The sequence below is a fragment of the Halomonas sp. I5-271120 genome (assembly GCF_030553075.1).
Lineage (GTDB): Bacteria > Pseudomonadota > Gammaproteobacteria > Pseudomonadales > Halomonadaceae > Onishia > Onishia taeanensis_A.
In genome coordinates this window covers 2,139,813-2,156,751 of sequence record NZ_CP130701.1, presented here as the reverse complement: position 1 = coordinate 2,156,751, position 16,939 = coordinate 2,139,813, and the positions used below count along the sequence as shown (strand labels likewise).

General features: G+C 65.4%; 15 protein-coding genes. 8 read left to right on the top strand and 7 right to left on the bottom strand.

Annotated elements, in window-relative coordinates:
• The first annotated feature begins 52 nt into the window (after positions 1-52).
• The gene (locus tag Q2K57_RS09660; RefSeq protein ID WP_112055027.1) at positions 53-301 is read left to right on the top strand and encodes a YfhL family 4Fe-4S dicluster ferredoxin; all 249 of its coding nucleotides are present in this window, start codon (positions 53-55) and stop codon (positions 299-301) included.
• A 130-nt stretch (positions 302-431) separates the two neighbouring features.
• Here the strand turns inward: Q2K57_RS09660 and Q2K57_RS09655 are convergent, their stop codons facing one another.
• Positions 432-770: a hypothetical protein gene (locus Q2K57_RS09655; protein WP_258396269.1), complete on the bottom strand. Its 339-nt coding sequence runs from the start codon at positions 768-770 to the stop codon at positions 432-434.
• 181 nt (positions 771-951) lie between these two features.
• On the opposite strand from Q2K57_RS09655, the gene Q2K57_RS09650 reads away from it, so the two are divergent.
• The 3 genes from Q2K57_RS09650 (at position 952) to Q2K57_RS09640 (ending at position 4,422) form a co-directional block, all read left to right on the top strand.
• Positions 952-2,286, top strand: a complete 1,335-nt coding sequence (locus Q2K57_RS09650) for an MATE family efflux transporter (RefSeq protein WP_258396268.1) — start codon at positions 952-954, stop codon at positions 2,284-2,286.
• 117 nt (positions 2,287-2,403) lie between these two features.
• Complete coding sequence (locus Q2K57_RS09645) at positions 2,404-3,714, top strand: short-chain fatty acid transporter (RefSeq protein WP_112055025.1); 1,311 nt, start codon at positions 2,404-2,406, stop codon at positions 3,712-3,714.
• A gap of 204 nt (positions 3,715-3,918) precedes the next feature.
• Positions 3,919-4,422, top strand: coding sequence for an acyl-CoA thioesterase (locus tag Q2K57_RS09640; protein WP_304526679.1), 504 nt, complete (start codon positions 3,919-3,921; stop codon positions 4,420-4,422).
• A gap of 120 nt (positions 4,423-4,542) precedes the next feature.
• Here Q2K57_RS09640 and Q2K57_RS09635 read toward each other — a convergent pair whose 3' ends face one another.
• The 3 genes from Q2K57_RS09635 to putA form a co-directional block, all read right to left on the bottom strand.
• Positions 4,543-4,677, bottom strand: a complete 135-nt coding sequence (locus Q2K57_RS09635; protein WP_112055023.1) for an entericidin A/B family lipoprotein — start codon at positions 4,675-4,677, stop codon at positions 4,543-4,545.
• Positions 4,678-4,782: 105 nt separating this feature from the next.
• A complete protein-coding gene (locus tag Q2K57_RS09630; RefSeq protein ID WP_304524952.1) occupies positions 4,783-5,541 on the bottom strand; it encodes a sulfite exporter TauE/SafE family protein in 759 nt (252 codons plus the stop codon).
• A gap of 322 nt (positions 5,542-5,863) precedes the next feature.
• Complete coding sequence (gene putA, locus Q2K57_RS09625) at positions 5,864-9,529, bottom strand: bifunctional proline dehydrogenase/L-glutamate gamma-semialdehyde dehydrogenase PutA (RefSeq protein ID WP_304524951.1); 3,666 nt, start codon at positions 9,527-9,529, stop codon at positions 5,864-5,866.
• Between the two features lie 503 nt (positions 9,530-10,032).
• On the opposite strand from putA, the gene Q2K57_RS09620 reads away from it, so the two are divergent.
• On the top strand, positions 10,033-10,455 hold the full coding sequence (locus Q2K57_RS09620) for an HIT domain-containing protein (RefSeq protein WP_304524950.1): 423 nt from the start codon (positions 10,033-10,035) through the stop codon (positions 10,453-10,455).
• A gap of 15 nt (positions 10,456-10,470) precedes the next feature.
• On the opposite strand, the gene Q2K57_RS09615 is transcribed toward Q2K57_RS09620, so the two are convergent.
• Both Q2K57_RS09615 and Q2K57_RS09610 read right to left on the bottom strand, forming a co-directional pair.
• Positions 10,471-11,016, bottom strand: coding sequence for a hypothetical protein (locus tag Q2K57_RS09615; protein WP_112055019.1), 546 nt, complete (start codon positions 11,014-11,016; stop codon positions 10,471-10,473).
• On the bottom strand, positions 11,013-11,573 hold the full coding sequence (locus Q2K57_RS09610; protein ID WP_146742481.1) for a hypothetical protein: 561 nt from the start codon (positions 11,571-11,573) through the stop codon (positions 11,013-11,015). Before Q2K57_RS09610 ends, Q2K57_RS09615 begins: the two co-directional genes overlap by 4 nt.
• Positions 11,574-11,807: 234 nt before the next feature.
• Between Q2K57_RS09610 and Q2K57_RS09605 the strand changes: the two genes are divergently transcribed.
• The 3 genes from Q2K57_RS09605 (at position 11,808) to Q2K57_RS09595 (ending at position 14,253) form a co-directional block, all read left to right on the top strand.
• A complete protein-coding gene (locus tag Q2K57_RS09605) occupies positions 11,808-12,962 on the top strand; it encodes a glycerate kinase (protein ID WP_304524949.1) in 1,155 nt (384 codons plus the stop codon).
• A gap of 200 nt (positions 12,963-13,162) precedes the next feature.
• Entirely contained in the window at positions 13,163-13,636 is a 474-nt protein-coding gene (locus Q2K57_RS09600; protein ID WP_112055016.1) for a Dps family protein, read from the top strand.
• A gap of 293 nt (positions 13,637-13,929) precedes the next feature.
• Positions 13,930-14,253 carry a hypothetical protein gene (locus Q2K57_RS09595; RefSeq protein ID WP_304524948.1) on the top strand — a complete coding sequence of 108 codons (324 nt, stop codon included), beginning with the start codon at positions 13,930-13,932 and terminating at the stop codon, positions 14,251-14,253.
• Between the two features lie 199 nt (positions 14,254-14,452).
• On the opposite strand, the gene Q2K57_RS09590 is transcribed toward Q2K57_RS09595, so the two are convergent.
• The gene (locus tag Q2K57_RS09590; RefSeq protein ID WP_304524947.1) at positions 14,453-16,882 is read right to left on the bottom strand and encodes a tRNA(Met) cytidine acetyltransferase TmcA; all 2,430 of its coding nucleotides are present in this window, start codon (positions 16,880-16,882) and stop codon (positions 14,453-14,455) included.
• Between the last annotated feature and the right edge of the window lie 57 nt (positions 16,883-16,939).

Genomic DNA, 16,939 nt, shown 5'->3' with positions numbered 1-16,939 from the left:
ATTAGCCGGCCCACGCTCCTGACCGAGCAGCCCCTTTCCTGGAGTAACCTTTATGTCCCTGATGATCACCGACGAGTGCATCAACTGCGACGTCTGCGAACCCGAATGTCCCAACGGCGCTATCTCGCCGGGGGAAGAGATCTACGTCATCGACCCCAGCCTGTGCACCGAATGCGTCGGCCACTTCGATGAGCCTCAATGCCAGCAGGTCTGTCCGGTCGACTGCATCCCGCTGGACCCGGCGCGCAAGGAAACCCAAGAGCAGTTGATGGACAAGTACCACACCATCACCGCCGCCTGAGCTTGCCCGAATTTATCTGACTTTCCCAAACGCCCTGCAGGCCCCGCCCTGCGGGGCGTTTGCGTTGTGGCAATGTGCCAAGGGCAATGCCCGGGGCGATGCCAGGGGCGATGCCAGGCTTCGTCACTGGCTAGAATTCGTCGCGCCGCTTGCTGATACGACACCCCAGACAGCGCCGGAAGGTCGCCTCGGCGGGCGTCAGTATCAGCGTCTTGGCCGCTTCATCCACGTTGCCGCCCAGCGCCGAAAACGGCAGCGACACCAGAAACACCGCGGCTCCGCCCACGGTGGCCACCGCCAGCAGCGGCCGGGCCACCAGCGCATCCGCGACCATCGCCCCGCCACTTGGCTGTTGCTCCAGGCGAGGCTCTACCGCCTGCGCCGCCTCGCTCCCAAGGATAGGGCCCAGCAGGAGTGCCAGGGCCATCACTGCGGGCATCACACCGGGTATCGTCCTGATCTTGTGCATGCTGAGTCGCTCCTCGTATCAGCCAGCGTTGCGAATGATAGAACCACCCGCAGTGTAGTACGGTTGCCCGCCTGACTAGCGGTCGAGATGGCCTGCTAACCACCAAGGTATGCTGTCAGGACTGAGGCATGCCAGCACCTGGGGTATGCTGCCGACCCACTGGTTCGATCGAGGAAACGGTTTGTCCACTCAACGCACCGCTGCGCCGCGCATCTGGCCCCTGGCCTGGCCGATCATCCTCTCCAACATCACCGTCCCGCTGCTGGGGCTGGTCGATACCGCAGTGGTCGGTCACCTGCCGGACTCCCGCTATCTGGCGGCGGTGACGCTGGGCGCCGCCCTGTTCAGCTTCCTTTACTGGGGCTTTGGCTTCCTGCGCATGGGCACCACCGGCATGACCTCCCAGGCGGTTGGCCGGGAAGACGATACCGAGGTGCGCACCCTGCTCGGCCAGTCACTGGTGATGGCCGCGGTGATCGGCGCGGGGCTGATCCTGTTCTCGACACCACTGATCAAGCTGGGCCTGATGCTGCTCGACGGCAGCGCCCAGGCCACCGCACTCGCCCACGAGTACGCGGGCATTCGCATCCTCTCCGCGCCTGCGGTGCTGGCCAACTACGCGATCCTTGGCTGGTTTCTCGGCCAGCAGAATTCGCGGGTCACCCTGATCCTGATGGTGCTGACCAACAGTGTAAATATCGCGCTCGACCTGTGGTTCGTGGTGGGGCTAGGCATGACCAGCGACGGCGTGGCCTGGGCCACGGTGATCGCCGACTACACGGCGCTGATCGCGGGCCTGTGGCTGGTGAGGGGCCAGCTCGGCGCCCTGGGCGGGCAGCTCGATCGTGCGCGGCTGGTCGCCCTCAGCGCCTATCAAGCGCTGTTCGCGGTCAATGCCCAGCTGTTTCTGCGCACGCTGGGCCTTTTGTTCGCGATGGCCTTCTTTACCGCCCAGGGCGCCAGCCAAGGGGATACGGTGCTGGCGGCCAATGCGGTCCTTTTGCAGTTCATCATGCTCACCTCCTACGGCCTGGATGGCTTCGCCCATGCCGCCGAGGCGCTTACCGGGCGTGCCGTAGGAAGGGCGCGCTGGGACGAGTTCGCCGCCGCGGTACGCAGCGCCGGGCGCTTTTCGCTGGCCATCGCCGCCGCTGCCATGCTGGCGTTCGCGCTGGGCGGCGAGGCACTAATCGCGCTCCTCACCGACCTGCCCGAGGTGCGGGCCACGGCGGCCACTTACCTTCCCTGGATGGTGCTGATGCCGCTGCTCGCAGTATGGAGCTATCTGCTGGATGGCGTTTTCATCGGCGCCACCGCCACCCGAGAGATGCGCAACAGCATCTTCGTCGGCCTCGCCGTCTACCTGCCGCTATGGTGGCTCACCCAGCCGATGGGCAATCACGGGCTATGGCTTGCCTTCAGTACCTTCATGCTGGTGCGCTCGGCCACTCTGGGCGCCTATTACCTGCATTACCGTCGCTATGTCTGGATCGCCGGGGGCGACCATAGTCGATAGTCCCTTCGCCGCCTAATCCGCTACCGTGGTGCACCTAATTCGCTAACTCACTGACTACACCCACTAACTGACTTCACCCACTAACTGACTACACCCACTAACAAGAAGACCACGATCATGCTCAAGTTTCTCTCGCGGCCGGCCGTCAAGCTGGTCGAGCGCTACCTGCCGGATCCGTATATCTTCGTGCTGCTGCTGACGCTGGTTGCCGCCGTAGCGGCCATCGCGGTCGAACGTCAGACACCTTTGGACGTGCTGCGCTTCTGGGGCGACGGCTTCTGGAACCTGCTGACCTTCTCGATGCAGATGCTGCTGGTACTGATCACCGGCTTCATGCTCGCCAACACGCCGCCGGTCAAGCGCGTACTGTCAGGGCTCGCCGGCAAGGCCAAGAACGCCGGCAGCGCCATCGTGCTGGTGACCGTGGTCTCGCTGCTGGCCAGCTGGATCAACTGGGGCTTCGGCCTGGTGGTGGGGGCGCTGTTCGCCAAGGAGCTGGCTCGCCAGGTCCGCGTCGACTACCGCCTGCTGGTGGCCAGTGCCTATTCGGGCTTTCTGATCTGGCACGCAGGGCTTGCCGGCTCGATCCCGCTGACCATCGCCACCGAAGGCCACTTCAGCGTCGAGCAGATCGGCGTCATCCCCACCTCCGAGACTATCTTCTCCTGGTTCAATCTGGCGATCGTCGCCGTGCTGCTGGTCAGCGTGCCGCTGGTCAACCGCCTGATGCTGCCAAGCGAAGACGAGAGCGTTTACGTCGACCCGGCGCTGCTGGAGGAAGAGCAGGAAACCCGCGTGCGCATCACTCGCCCGGCCGAGCGCCTCGAGAACAGCCGCGCCCTGGCCTGGCTGGTCGGCATTCCCGGGCTGCTGTTCCTGCTTGACCACTTCGTGCTGCGCGGCGGCGGCCTCAACCTCAACGTGGTCAACTTCCTGTTCCTGTTCCTGGCCATCGTGCTGCATCGCACGCCGCGCCGGCTGCTCGCCAGCCTTCAGGAAGCCATCAAGGGCGGCGCTGGCATCGTCATCCAGTTCCCCTTCTATGCGGGCATCATGGCGATCATGGTGCAGTCAGGCCTGGCCCAGACCCTGTCGGAAGCCTTCGTCTCCTTCGCCAGTGCCGAGACGCTGCCCTTCTGGTCGTTCATCAGCGCCGGCGTGGTCAACCTGTTCGTGCCTTCCGGCGGCGGCCAGTGGGCGGTTCAGGCACCGGTAATGCTGCCGGCAGCGGCGGCGCTTGGTGCTGATGTGCCGCGCATCGCCATGGCAGTGGCCTGGGGCGACGCCTGGACCAACCTGCTGCAGCCCTTCTGGGCGCTGCCGGTGCTGGCCATCGCCGGCCTCAAGGCCAAGGACATCATGGGCTACTGCCTGATCCAGCTGTTCATCAGCGGCGCCATCATCGCGCTGGGCCTCACCTACCTGTAGGAGCCACATAGGATCGCCACTCGCTAGGGCCCGCCCACCCTTGCCAAGGCCAAGGGCCAGGCTCGGTCGCTAGGCGTGCCAAGGGTGACCTACCTGTGCACGGGGGCAACACGCTATGATGGGAGGCAGAATAAGCATTCTGCCTCCCATCCCCTGGAGCCCACAGTGAGTCACAACGACCTACCCCGCCAGCACGAACTCTCGATGACCGTGCTGATGACCCCCGACATGGCCAACTTCAGCGGCAAGGTGCATGGCGGCGCCATCCTCAAGAAGCTCGACGAGGTCGCCTACGCCTGTGCCAGCCGCTATTCCGGCCACTATGTGGTGACCCTGTCGGTGGATCAGGTGAAGTTTTCCCAGCCGATCCACGTCGGCGAGCTGGTCACCTTCCTGGCGTCGGTCAACCACGTCGGCCGCTCCTCGATGGAAGTCGGCATCAAGGTGGTCGCCGAATCGATCCAGGAACGACTGATCCGTCATACCAACAGCTGCTACCTGACCATGGTGGCCGTCGATGGCGACGGCAAGCCGGCCGAGGTACCGCCGCTACCGCTGGAAACCCCGATCCAGCAGCTGCGCTTCGAGAAGGCCGCACTGCGCAAGAAGCTGCGCAAACAGGCCGAGGAAGAGGCACGCCAAACCCAGGAAAGCTATTACGCCGAGCGTCAGGCGGCCCTGAAGGCTTCTCGTACGTCCGCTACGTAACCAGGTTTCCGGTCCACACAACCAAGCGGGGCAGGCTCATGGCCTGCCCCGCTTGGTTGTCGCTCATCATGACGATCTCGCTCGCCGTCAGCGTCATGGCTACCGCTATCGATGCGTGGCCTAGCTTTCGGCCGCGTCCTCGATCGCCTGGCCACCCTGCTGGATGTCCTCGCCGGCACCGCGCATGGTGTTACAGCCGGCCAGCAGTGACACGGAGAACAGGGTCAGGAACGTCAGGGCAATCAATCGTGTCATCGTGATGTCCTCATCGAGTGGCATGGGTAAATTCGCAAGCTATCGCTACTACATTAGCACTCTTTACAGCGCGCACCCCATACGACCGTGCTAGATCCAACAGTGCTAGCCAATCACCAGACGCACAATGATGGCCCCGATCATCGCAAGCGTCAGCCAGCGGACCCATAGCGCCCCGCGAGGGCCCATGTTGACCCGCACCGCAAGCCAAGCACCACTCATGCTACCCACCGCCAACAGCAGGCCATAGCTCCAGCGCACCTGGTCGTGATACAGGAACAGCGCCAGCGCCGGCAGGGTGTAAATCAGGATAATGAAGACTTTGAAGACGTTGACCTGGGCCAGGTCGATCTTCAGCAGCCGGTAGAGCACGACGATGAACAGCACACCCACCCCGACCTGGATGAAGCCGCCGTATACGCCGATCGCGAACATCGCAAGGTAGACCAGCGGCGTCAGACGTTCGCGGGTCAGTGGCCGGGTCTCGAGCTGCGGCTGGGGCAGCAGCATCATCAGGGCACTGGCCGCCATCACCGTAATCAGCACCGCCTCGAAGAGCGCATCGCTGACCTGCAGCGCCAGCCAGACGCCGAGCAGCGATCCTACCACCGCCGGTACCGCCAGGCGCAGGCTGAGCCCTACCTGACTGGCCCCGGCGCGTCGAAAGTTGCCCACCGCCGAAAGACTCTGGAAGACGATCGACACCCGATTGGTGCCATTGGCGACCTGCGGCGGCAGCCCCAGGAACATCAGCAGCGGCAGCGTCAGCATCGAGCCGCCCGCCGAGAGCACGTTGATGAAACCGGCCAAACCGCCAAGGGCAATCAGGGCCAGGGCATCGTAAAGGCTTGGGAATGCCGTCATGTCACCTCCGCTGTGACGATCGCAGTGTCGTTAGGGGTTGTCCTGAGGAAAGGCCGTTAGGAATTATCGTCGCGAAATCTGGGCAAATGATGACACGAATCGACAAAGGAGCGTATCGCACTCAGACGGTGCCGGCACCACCAGACAAACCGGCAGCGGTGGTCTGACCGGCGTGCTGAAACGCGTGCGTGGCAAGAGTGCCGGGGCCAACAAGGCGCGCAAAAGCTCCCGTATGCGCCTTGGCGTCATACGGGAGCTTTTGGAAGGGAGAAATGCGTTGGGGGAAATGGGGCGACCCCAGCGGGCCGCCCCTGCTAGGTGGCTATTCGGCCGTCGCCAGCAGGCTGGCGTTACCGCCCGCAGCGGTGGTGTCGATGCACAGGTGGCGCTCCACCACGTAGCGTTCCGGCGCGATGGTCTGCGTCTCGAGCGTTACGATGGGGCCTTCACGCTGGGCAAGCGCAAGGCGCAGCTCGCGGTTCCAGTCGCTGGCACCGGTGGCGGCCACGGCCGCGATGCCCTTGACCTTGCTCAGCGTCTCGGCCGCGATGCTGCCGTCGAGCGCAGCGACGGGCACGCCGGCCTCTTTAAGCGCCTGCACGGCCTGCGTCGCGCCGGGTACCACGATCACCGCCGGACAGCCCACGCCGAGCGCCTGAACCGCCTGAGCGATGGCGATATCGAGGGTCGGCCCGAGACACAGCACCGGGCCCTTCGCATACATCGCCAGCCGGTTGCTCTCGCCTGTCGGCCCCGGCAGCGTCTGCGGGGTCATGTCCAGGGAAGCGGTCTCGGAGAGCGCCTTGCGGATCACGCCCCCCTTGCCGGAGAGCACCTTGCGCAGCACTTCGACCCGGTCGGGTCGCGCCGCCCAGTTACGCGCATCCAGGCCGTCGAGGGCCGACTGCAGCGCCCCAAGGGATACGGCCTCGCCCTTGGGTGCCTCAAGGCGCTCGGCGGCGGCCGTGCGGCGGAAGCGGTTGACATAGAGCGGGCCGCCGGCCTTGGGCCCAGTACCCGAGAGGCCTTCACCCCCGAAGGGCTGGGAGCCGACGATGGCGCCGATCTGGTTGCGGTTGACGTAGACGTTACCGACCCGGATGCGCCCGACGATCTGCTGCACGCGGTCGTCGATGCGGGTATGCAGACCAAAGGTCAGCCCGTATCCCCGGTCGTTGATCGCGTCGACCACCTTGTCGATATCCCGCGCCTTGAACGTGGCCACGTGCAGGATCGGGCCGAAGATTTCGCGTTCGAGATCCTCGATGCCACCGACTTCGACGACCGCCGGGCTGACGAAGGTGCCATCGTTCGGCACCGGCAGCTTCTTGAGTACCTTGCCGGCCTTTTCCTGCGCGTCCAGATAACCGCCGATCTCGGCCTTAGCGTCGGCGTCGATCACCGGCGAGACGTCGGTGTCGGTGTTCCACGGGTCGCCGATAACCAGCGCATCCATGGCACCATCGAGCATCGACAAGAGCCGCTCTCGCGCCTCTTCCTGAACATAGAGCATCCTGAGCGCCGAACACCGCTGGCCGGCCGACTGGAAGGATGAAATCAGGATGTCGCGCACCGCCTGCTCGGTCAGCGCCGTCGAGTCGACGATCATCGCATTCAGGCCGCCGGTCTCGGCGATCAGCACCGCATCCGGCCCCGCGTTCTGCACCAGCGCCTTGTGGATAATCTGTGCCACTTCGGTCGAACCGGTGAAGCACACGCCAGCGATCCGCGAGTCACTGGTCAGCGGTCCGCCGACCGTCGGCCCATCGCCCGGCAGCAGCTGTAGCGCCGCCTCCGGCAGGCCGGCCTCGCGCATCAGTTCGACGGCACGGGCGGCAATCAGGGGCGTCTGCTCGGCGGGCTTGGCCAGCACCGCGTTGCCAGCCGCCAGCGCTGCGGCGATCTGGCCGGTGAAGATGGCCAGCGGAAAGTTCCACGGGCTGATGCAGACGAAAATGCCACGTGCCTTGCCGGGCTCTTCCGCCTCCAGCCGTTCGCAGTCATTGGCATAGTAGCGCAGGAAATCCACCGCCTCGCGTACCTCGGCGATGCCATCGAAGATCATCTTGCCGGCTTCGCGGGTCGTGATGACGGTCAGCTCGGCGAAGTGTTCCTCGTAGAGATCGGCGGTACGGCGCAGCACGGCGGCGCGCTCGGAGGCCGGCCGCTCTGACCAGTCGCGGAAGCCGTCCTCAGCAGCGTCGAGAGCAGACGCCACCTCGTCCGGGGTCGCTTCATGCACCTGGCCGACCACACGCGACGCGTCGGCGGGGGACAGCGCATCGCGGCCAGGCCCCTGCGGCGCTGGACTGCCGGCAAGCATCGGCGCGGCGGTCCAGGTGGTATCGGCGAACGCCTCACGGCCCGCAATCAGCGACTGAATCGAGGCAGGCTCGTTGATGCGGAAGCCGCGTGAATTCTTGCGCTCGGGCGCAAAGAGTTCACCGGGTTGGCGAATCGACGGGCTGGCGATGGTCTCGCCCAGGCCCTGCATTTCGGCAACGGGGTCATTTGACACCTCGCTGGCGGGAATCGAGTCGTCCACCACCTGGTTGACGAACGAGGAGTTGGCCCCGTTCTCAAGCAGGCGGCGCACCAGGTAGGCCAGGAGATCACGGTGGGCGCCGACCGGCGCATAGAGGCGGCAATGCGTGCCTTCCGACTGCTTGACGATGTGGTGCAGCGACTCGCCCATGCCATGCAGGCGCTGGAATTCGTAGCTGTCCTTGTCGTCACCCGCCATGGCGACGATGGCGGCACAGGTATGCGCGTTGTGGGTGGCAAACTGCGGATAGATGCGGTCACGACGATCGAGCAGCAACTGAGCACAGGCCATGTAGCTGACATCGGTGTTGACCTTGCGGGTGAAGACCGGGAAGGTGTCGACGCCCATCTCCTGCGCCAGCTTGATCTCGGTATCCCAGTAGGCGCCCTTCACCAGTCGCACCATGATCTTGCGGTCGTAGCGCTCAGCCATCTCGTAGAGTGCTTCGATCACCGGCGCGGCACGACGCCCGTAGGCCTGCACCACGACCCCGAAGCCGTTCCAATCCTTGAGGCTCGGGTCGGCCAACAGCTCCTCGATCACATCCAGCGACAGGTCCAGGCGGTCCTGTTCCTCGGCGTCGATGTTGAAGCCGATATTGGCCTTGGCCGCTTGCCTCACCAGTTCCTGGGCGCGGGGCAGGAGCTCGGCCATCACCGTTTCACGGTGGGTGTATTCATAGCGCGGATGCAACGCCGAGAGCTTCACCGAGATGCCCGGGCTTCCGCGCACATCGCCCTTGGCCCGCTTGGCAATGGCGGCGATCGCGTTGGCGTAGGCCTTGTGGTAGCGCACCGCATCCTCGTCGGTGCGCGCCGCCTCGCCCAGCATGTCGTAGGAGTAGGTATAGCCCTGCTTCTCGAGCTCGCGGGCATTCTTCATGCCCTCCTCGATGGTCTGGCCCAGCACGAACTGACGGCCAAGAATCTTCATCGACTGACCGACCGCCGTGCGCACCACCGGCTCGCCCATCCGGCGGACCAGACCGCGCAGGGCCCGCACCGGCCCCTTGGGATCATTTTCCAGCACCTTGCCGGTCAGCATCAGCGCCCAGGTGGAGGCGTTGACCATCGATGAAGAGGACTTGCCCAGGTGAGCGCCCCAGTCGGACGGCTCGATCTTGTCGTGGATCAGATCGTCGATCGTCTCCGCGTCGGGCACACGCAGCAGCGCCTCGGCCAGGCACATCAGGCCGACGCCTTCTTCTGTCGAGAGGCCGTATTCGGCGAGGAACGCCTCCATCATCGAGGGCGACGTTTCCTTGCGCACCCGTTCCACATAGTTGGCACCGACGGCAGCCACCTTGCGGCGATCATCCTCCGACAACTTGATACGTTCGACCAGCCCGCCCAGCACGGCAGCCTCGTCGGCCGCATAGTGGGCACGGATGCGCGAGCGCAACTCGCTCACGTTACCGTCCTGGGGCGTTGTCACTTCATTCATCGTCGTTCTCCCATATCAGCCGCTGCGCAACGTCGACACGACAGCTCGGTTGTTTTCGTTTTTCAAAAGACCGTTAACTAGCTTAGGCGTCCCGACTCAGGTTGCGCACGCCGTTTACGCCACAGAGTTGTGACCTGCTCTTATCAGGTTACGGCCTTATCCCGGGAGAACGCCAGTCAAGTCTATTCCACTCATCGCCGCGGTAAGCCGCTCATCCGGTAGAGAGCCAGCTCCATGACCAGGGTTTCACCGGCGCCATGACAGGCCGCGGGCTGCTTGAGAGCCCCTGGCGCTCGGCCAGCGTCAGGCGGTGATATAAAGGCGCATGCAGGCATCGGGTGACGTCGCCATTCAGGGCCGCCAGGGCAGCACCTGGATCACTTGATCGACATCGAGATACATGACAATCTCCGGCCGCTTGCGCGTGAGCCCGTCCAAGGCGGCATTCCCCGCCGTTGATCGCGGATGACGAATGCCGCCACCTCCACTGAATCGAGAGAGCGATGAGCGACTTCACCCTGCACCCGCGGCTTGCCGCCGACACTCTGCCCATCACCGACCTGCCGCTGTGCCAGGTGCGACTGATGAATGACGCCCGCTACGCCTGGCTGGTGCTGGTGCCACGCCGCGGCGATATCCGCGAGGTCTACGAGCTGTCGGCGGATGATCAGGCCCAGCTATGGAAGGAAGCGACCGCGCTGGGCAAGGCGCTGATGGCCGCCCGGAAAGGGGACAAACTGAACCTGGCCACACTCGGCAACATGGTGCCTCAGCTGCATCTGCACGTGATCGTGCGCCACCAAGGCGATGATGCCTGGCCGGGGCCGGTGTGGGGACAAGGCAGCGCCCTTGCCTATGACCCCACGCAGGAAGCGGCGATGCGAGCGTGCCTCGAGAATTGTCTGAAGGAAAGCGGACTGAGCTGAGCCGCGACATCGGGTTCAGCCGCCGAAGGACGAAGCGGTTTCAGGCCTCGGGCCGTCAAGCAATGGTACGCCTCTCGTGTCCGTGCCGCTGGGGTCAAGGCCGCTGGTCAGCGGCATGGCCAACGGTAACAGGAACTGAATATCCGCAGGCCGCCGCGCCTGCAACTTAGCCAACAGCTCGGCCAGCAAGGCATCGAGACTCTCGGGCGCCAGCGGCTGGCGGCCGCGGTAGCCACTGACCGACAGCCGGGTCGCGCCCTCACCATTAGCCAAGGCATCCAGACGCAGCCGATAGCCCGGCCAGGTCGCCAGCATCGCATCCAGGCGGCCAAGGTCCAGATCGGCATGGCGAATCACGAAACCGCGCTCGATCAGCACTGCCAGCCCCTCGGCTAGCACCTGCCGGGGCGAAGCGGCCACCACCACGTCGCGGGCCTCGGGTGGCTCGGGATAGCTGGCACAGCCGGCAAACGCCGCCATCACCAGAATGGCGATCAGCCGCCACCAGGGCGCCACATAACGCCTTGATCCATGGCCTTTCACCCCTTGGTCAAGGCTCATGGCGTGCGCTCCTCTGGTCTGAAGTCTGGCGGCTGGAAACCTGAAGGCTGAAGATCTGACAGGCGGTCGATGGCCTCATGCAGCGCGCGGCAGAACTCGTCGCTGGCGACCACCCGGCCACTGCGCAAACGCCCATCGGCCTCGACGACCTGAATATCCCGTGTGGTCTTGACCTGGGCGTCGCGGGCGAGCACGGAGACGCGCTCGACTTGGGTGGGGTCGTCACCGAAGCTGCGATTCAGATTGATCGCCATGCCGGCGCTATGATGCCCTCCTCCCAGCCCGAAGAAGCCCGATAGCCCGAACGGCAGCGGCTGGTACCCGGGCATTCCATAACCGGCCAGTATTCGACTGCGCTGGGCGGTGACCAGCCCAAGCCGGGCCTCGGATTCGACGATCACGAAATCATCCGCCTCGAGGGCGGCAATCACCCGTCGCAGGTAGTCGAACGACCCCGCCTCGGGGGCCGTCCACTGGCAGGCCGCGGCAGGCAAGTTCGCGTGATCGGGCAGCCGGGGCGGGCCGCTCGCACAGCCGGCAAGCAGCATTGCTGCCATCCCGACCGTTCCTATGCTTTTCAATACACCTAGCCAACGTTTCCCCACACCTTGTCGCTCCATGCTCCGCACCTGCTTCGCCTTGTCCGCTTCGCCGTCTTGCTCCTTACAGTGTATGTCGCCAGATGGATTGCGTAGACAGCGCCGGCGACTGCCCGTCAACGGCTGGAGGGTGGCCTTTTACGCAAGCGTCGAGGATGATCAGAGGATCGTTCCGCCACTGCGAGAGCCTCGATGAAGATCCTGATCGCGCCCGACAGCTACAAGGATGCCCTGCCCGCCCGCGACGCCGCCGAGGCCATGGCCCGGGGCATTCTCAAGGCCCTGCCCGATGCCGAGACCCACTGTTGCCCGATGGGCGACGGCGGCGAAGGCACTCTGGATGCCCTGCTCGCCGCCACCGGCGCCGAGCGCCACCTGACCCGGGTACAGGATGCCCTTGGCCGGCCGCGTGAAGCGGCCTGGGGCTATCAGGCCGAGACCCGCACCGCCTTCATCGAGCTGGCCGAAGCCAGTGGCCTGCAGCACCTGGAACGCCAGGAGCGCAGCGCCCTGCACAGCACCACCTTTGGCGTTGGCGAGCTGATCCTCGCGGCACTCGATGCTGGCGCCGAGCGGCTGCTTCTGACCATCGGCGGCAGCGCCACCAACGACGCCGGCGCGGGCATGCTGGCCGCCCTCGGCGCGCGCCTGCTAGATGCTCAGGGCCAGCCCCTTCCCCCTGGCGGGGCAGCACTCGCTGCACTCGCCACCCTGGATCTGGACGGCCTGGACTCTCGACTGGCCGGGCTTGCGGTCGAGACCGCGGTGGACGTCGACAACCCGCTGCTGGGCAAGAACGGCGCCAGCGCCGTATTCGGCCCCCAGAAAGGCGCCAGCGACGCCGACGTAAAAACGCTGGATGCGGCGCTTGGCCACTTCGCCGACCTCACCGCCCGCCAGCTCGGTGACGATCATCGTGAGCTACCCGGTGCCGGCGCCGCCGGCGGCATGGGCTTCGCTGCCCGCGCCTTCCTCGGCGCCGACCTGCGCCCCGGCATCACCCTGGTGATGGAACAGGTGGGCTTTGACGCCCTGCTCGACAACGCCGACCTGGTGATCACCGGTGAAGGCCAGCTCGACGGCCAGAGCCTGGCCGGCAAGACCCCGGTAGGCATCGCACGTGCCGCCCGCGCCAAGGGCGTGCCGGTGGTCGCGTTGGTAGGACGGCTTGGCGACGGCTGGCAAGCCGCTCATGAAGAGGGCATCAGCGCCGCCTTCGCCCTGGCCGACGGCCCGATGACCCTCGATGAAGCCCTGGCACGCACGCCGACGCTGCTCGCCGACCGCGCCGGCAGCCTGGCGCGCCTGTTGGCGGCCTGGCCAACGCCTCTGGCCGGCAATAAATAAGGGCGCTCTTTAGACCGTGCCTTGAGAGTGCATGAGAGGACTCACCGGCGAGTACATCAGCAAGACCTTGAAAAAGGCCGCCGTCGCCGGCATGTCATAGGGCAGCACTATGGTGATGATGGCGAGATTTCGTTATCGCGATACAGCGCGACATCATACGATGAAGCCATACAAACTCATTTGAGATCAAGGAGGTATCCATGACCGATACCAATGCCATCGGGCTACACGAGAGCAGCGCCAGCCAGCTTGCCGAGCGCCTCAACGCCCTGCTGGCCAACTATCAGATCTTCTACATGAACGTTCGTGGCTATCACTGGAACGTAAAGGGTAACCAGTTCTTCGAACTGCACACCAAGTTCGAGGAGTACTACACCGACCTGCTGCTCAAGGTTGATGAAGTCGCCGAGCGCATTCTGACCCTGGGCCACACTCCGGTGCACGCCTACAGCGACTACGTGAAGATGTCGGACATCGCCGAAGACAAGGACATCCACGATGGCACGTCCTGCGTGCGCGGCATTCTGCAGGGCTATCAGTCGTTGATCGGCCTGCAACGAGAGATTCTCTCGTTGGCCTCCGATGCCGATGATGAAGGCACCGCCGCCCAAGTGGGTGACTACATCCGCGAGCAGGAAAAGACCGTCTGGATGCTCAACGCCTACCTTGGCTGATCCCTGCCGCCAAGGAGTCACATCGCAAGGCTAAACACACGCCGCCCCTATCGGGCGGCGTTTTTGTATGTGCACAGCTTTGTGTAGGTGAAAATTGTAGGTACAAAGTATGGTCGGCGGGGAAGGTGGCCCCACTGGCTCGTAGAAGATAGGAATTGTGAAGAGAGCAAGGAAGCCGGCCATAGATTAGGAAACGCTGTTCGACTCGTCGGCGGGCGCCGATATACTGCGACTCAGGGAACCCTGCAGATAACTTAAGGGGAGCGCAGTTCCCCCACCCAGGAGTCGACACCATGCGCCATCCTCTCTTACTGACACTGACCCTTATGCTTGGCTTGAGCCTTGTCACTCCAGCCATGGCCGATCGCGAGCACCGCGGTCATCACCACCAGGGCCATGACCACCGTGGCCACGGCGGACATGGCGATAGGCATCACCATCGGCAACGGCATCACGAACGCCGTCACCATGACAAACACTATCAGGCGCGCCGGCATCACGACCGTACCCGCGTGATCGAGCGACGGGTGATCGTTCGCGAGGAGCGTCACCACTCGGGCGGTGTGCCACTGGTCACCGTCGACGGCTACCCGCTGGTCACTCTGGGCGGTCACTGAGCCCCAGGCGACCCCTCCACGCTGCTGGCACACCCACTCTCGACCAGCACATCCATCTCGTCGCTCTGCGCGACGCCTACCAGACAGGGCTGGCCATGGCCGGCCCTGTCTCGGTGTCGCTCTCGGTTTCGGTCTCAAAACAAGGCGCCACACGTGCCGCCGCCTGATCATCGTTCCCCGGCGTGTCGCACAGACCCTATTATCCCTTGGGCGGCGCGAACAGCAGGCGCCAGCGACCCAGCGTCTGGCGCAGGCGGGATTCGACCTGACGCCGACCGGGCAGGCCGAGGCGTCGAGCCAGCCAAGCTGAGTCTCGGCCCTGAAAGAGCACGGCGACCAGCATCCAGGCATCCTCGTCAGCAGCTTCCGCAACGCCTGTCTCATCGCGCAGATCTGCTGAGGGGCGCGCGACTGCATCGCCGCCCTGGCGTTGCAGCGCAAGCCCGCGACGCACCAGGGCCTGAAGGGCCGGGCGTGCCAGCGCCGGCGCCCGGTGCCCCAGCGCCACGTCGTCGATGTCCCTGAGCATGGCAACATCCAGCTCGGCCACCGGCCCTTCGGCCAGCAAGTCTGCCGCCAGGGCCGGGTCGAAATCCTTGAGCTCGAAGGCCAACAGGCTCGGCAGCAGCGCCTGGAAACTCGCGGCGAGACCAGAGAGCAGCTCATCGCCACGGGCGCTGGTGGCCCGAGCGACCATCAGCGCGTGCTCGCCGCTGGACACCTCGCGAGTCAGGCCCAGGCGCACCGCACGAAAGCCGCTTTGCTGCCAGAAGGCCATCAGCCCCGCCTCGGCGCCGAAGCTGGCACCGAACAGATCGATATCCTCCTCGCTTGCCTTGGCAAGCTCAGCAGCCAGCATCGCCCGGCCATGGCCGAGACGCCGAGCGCGGGGGTCCACGGCGATGCGCATCACGCGCCGAACCCGTGAGGTCAGCGCGCCTCGGCTGCCGGCGTGAGCCGCCAGGGATTGCGCCAGCAGGTGACCGCGAGGACGCCGTTCGCCGCGGGCCACCTGCTCGGCCAGATCAGGCGCAAAGCCGCCTTCGTCCACGGTCAGGGCCACGGCCCTAGTGTGCGGCTCACCCAGGCACACCACCCGGCCGCCGGGGCCGTCGAGCAGCCGGCGCAGGTCACTTGGCTGGGTGCGGTAATGGGCCTGGACCAGCAGGCCGAATAGCGCTCTGAGTCGCGACTCGTCAGCCGCCAGAGCGTCCCGGGAGCACTCGATGATCGACGATTCACCTGTTGCTCTCGAGCTGGCGTCAGGCTCGGCCTTGTCATCTGCCTCGTCAGGCTCGGCGTTGAGCATCAGCAGCCTGTCGGTGAGCCGCTCCAGGGGATCATCCGCGGCCCAACGGATCGGTGTCGCCAGATGCAGGCCCTGCCAGCCAGGGGTCTGGCGATCCAGATGCTCACGAAAACGCAGCGCGAAACCGCGGCCCGAGCCCTCGTAGCCGTGGACGGTGGTGGCGAAGGCGATGCGCGGGAAGGCGGCCAGCATCCTCGACAGCAGCGGCGCGGGAATCGCCGCCGCCTCGTCGACCAGCAGCAGCGCGCCGGCCCCGCCCTGCTCGCCGGCCAGGGCCAACTCCACCAAGGCGTCCGGGGCGATAAAGCGCACGCAGGGCGAGTCCGCTGCCTCGTGTGCCGCCTCAAGTGCAAAGACGTTGGCCTGCCGCCGCCCACTGGGGCAGAGCACCGCCAGGCGCTCGAAGAGCGCCTCCACCGCCGCCGGGCGCGGCGCGGTGATCAGAATCTGTGTTTCACCACCGGCGAGCAGCCGGGCACAGGCGATGCCCAGCGCCGCACTCTTGCCCCGGCCCCGGTCGGCGGTGAGCACCAGTGGGCGCCGGCGCTTCAGCCGCATGAGACGCCCAACCGCTCTGGCCTGATCCGCGGTGGCGCAGTCGGCATCCTCTGGCGCCGCCTCGCTGGCATCACCGGTCGACGCATCCGTCCCTTTCTCCGTTGCTAACGCCGTTTCCATCGCCTGAGCCAGCGGCTCAGCAAGCTGCAGGCGGCCATCAGGCGGCCAGATCGCAATCTCCTGCGAGGCCGAAAGCAGCCGGGCAAGGCGCGCCAGGTAGCGCGAACTCAGCCCCTCGGCCTGATAGGGATGCTCGGCAAGGCGCGCATAGTCGCCATCCGGCCGAGAGCCCCAGTCAGGCGGCGTCAGCAGCACCAATAAGCCGCCGGCACGCAGGGTGCCGGAAACCGCGCCGAAGGCCTCGGGGTCGAAGCCGGCCTGTGCAGAAACGGCATCGATTACCACCAGGTCTTGCTCGCCGCCCAGCCGAGTGCGCGCCTTGGCGGCAGGCAGTGGGTCAATGCCTGCCGCCTCGAGGCTCGCCTGGGGCGTTCCCAGCCACAAGGGCTCGGCCCAGCCGACGGCCTGCCAAAGCGAGATGGCGCGGGAGACGGCAAGGGTCTGAGGCGCGGCTATCCACAGCAGGCCACGGTGGCGCCGGGCCGCGAGGTGGCCAAGCAAGGTCACGAGTGTCTCACGGCTTGGCGGGTCGATAAGCGTCATGGGGTCAGGAATGTCGAGCGGGATGGTCATGGCGCACAGCATGCGACAAGCGCCATCGCGGGGCCAGCCCTGGATGTGCTCGACGTAATCTACCTTCACGCCATGGAGCTCGCCGGCCCCCTGGAGGCGGCCGTTAGTTCTTAAGATGAGGTTGGC

Excerpts from the sequence above, each read along its gene's own strand:
- Q2K57_RS09615 (WP_112055019.1), bottom strand. The coding sequence starts at position 11,016 with ATGAGCCTTGACCAAGGGGTGAAAGGCCATGGATCAAGGCGTTATGTG.
- Q2K57_RS09600 (WP_112055016.1), top strand. The coding sequence starts at position 13,163 with ATGACCGATACCAATGCCATCGGGCTACACGAGAGCAGCGCCAGCCAG.
- Q2K57_RS09595 (WP_304524948.1), top strand. The coding sequence starts at position 13,930 with ATGCGCCATCCTCTCTTACTGACACTGACCCTTATGCTTGGCTTGAGC.
- Q2K57_RS09630 (WP_304524952.1), bottom strand. The coding sequence starts at position 5,541 with ATGACGGCATTCCCAAGCCTTTACGATGCCCTGGCCCTGATTGCCCTT.
- Q2K57_RS09610 (WP_146742481.1), bottom strand. The coding sequence starts at position 11,573 with ATGGCAGCAATGCTGCTTGCCGGCTGTGCGAGCGGCCCGCCCCGGCTG.
- putA (WP_304524951.1), bottom strand. The coding sequence starts at position 9,529 with ATGAATGAAGTGACAACGCCCCAGGACGGTAACGTGAGCGAGTTGCGC.
- Q2K57_RS09640 (WP_304526679.1), top strand. The coding sequence starts at position 3,919 with ATGACCGTGCTGATGACCCCCGACATGGCCAACTTCAGCGGCAAGGTG.
- Q2K57_RS09645 (WP_112055025.1), top strand. The coding sequence starts at position 2,404 with ATGCTCAAGTTTCTCTCGCGGCCGGCCGTCAAGCTGGTCGAGCGCTAC.
- Q2K57_RS09660 (WP_112055027.1), top strand. The coding sequence starts at position 53 with ATGTCCCTGATGATCACCGACGAGTGCATCAACTGCGACGTCTGCGAA.
- Q2K57_RS09605 (WP_304524949.1), top strand. The coding sequence starts at position 11,808 with ATGAAGATCCTGATCGCGCCCGACAGCTACAAGGATGCCCTGCCCGCC.
- Q2K57_RS09655 (WP_258396269.1), bottom strand. The coding sequence starts at position 770 with ATGCACAAGATCAGGACGATACCCGGTGTGATGCCCGCAGTGATGGCC.
- Q2K57_RS09635 (WP_112055023.1), bottom strand. The coding sequence starts at position 4,677 with ATGACACGATTGATTGCCCTGACGTTCCTGACCCTGTTCTCCGTGTCA.
- Q2K57_RS09620 (WP_304524950.1), top strand. The coding sequence starts at position 10,033 with ATGAGCGACTTCACCCTGCACCCGCGGCTTGCCGCCGACACTCTGCCC.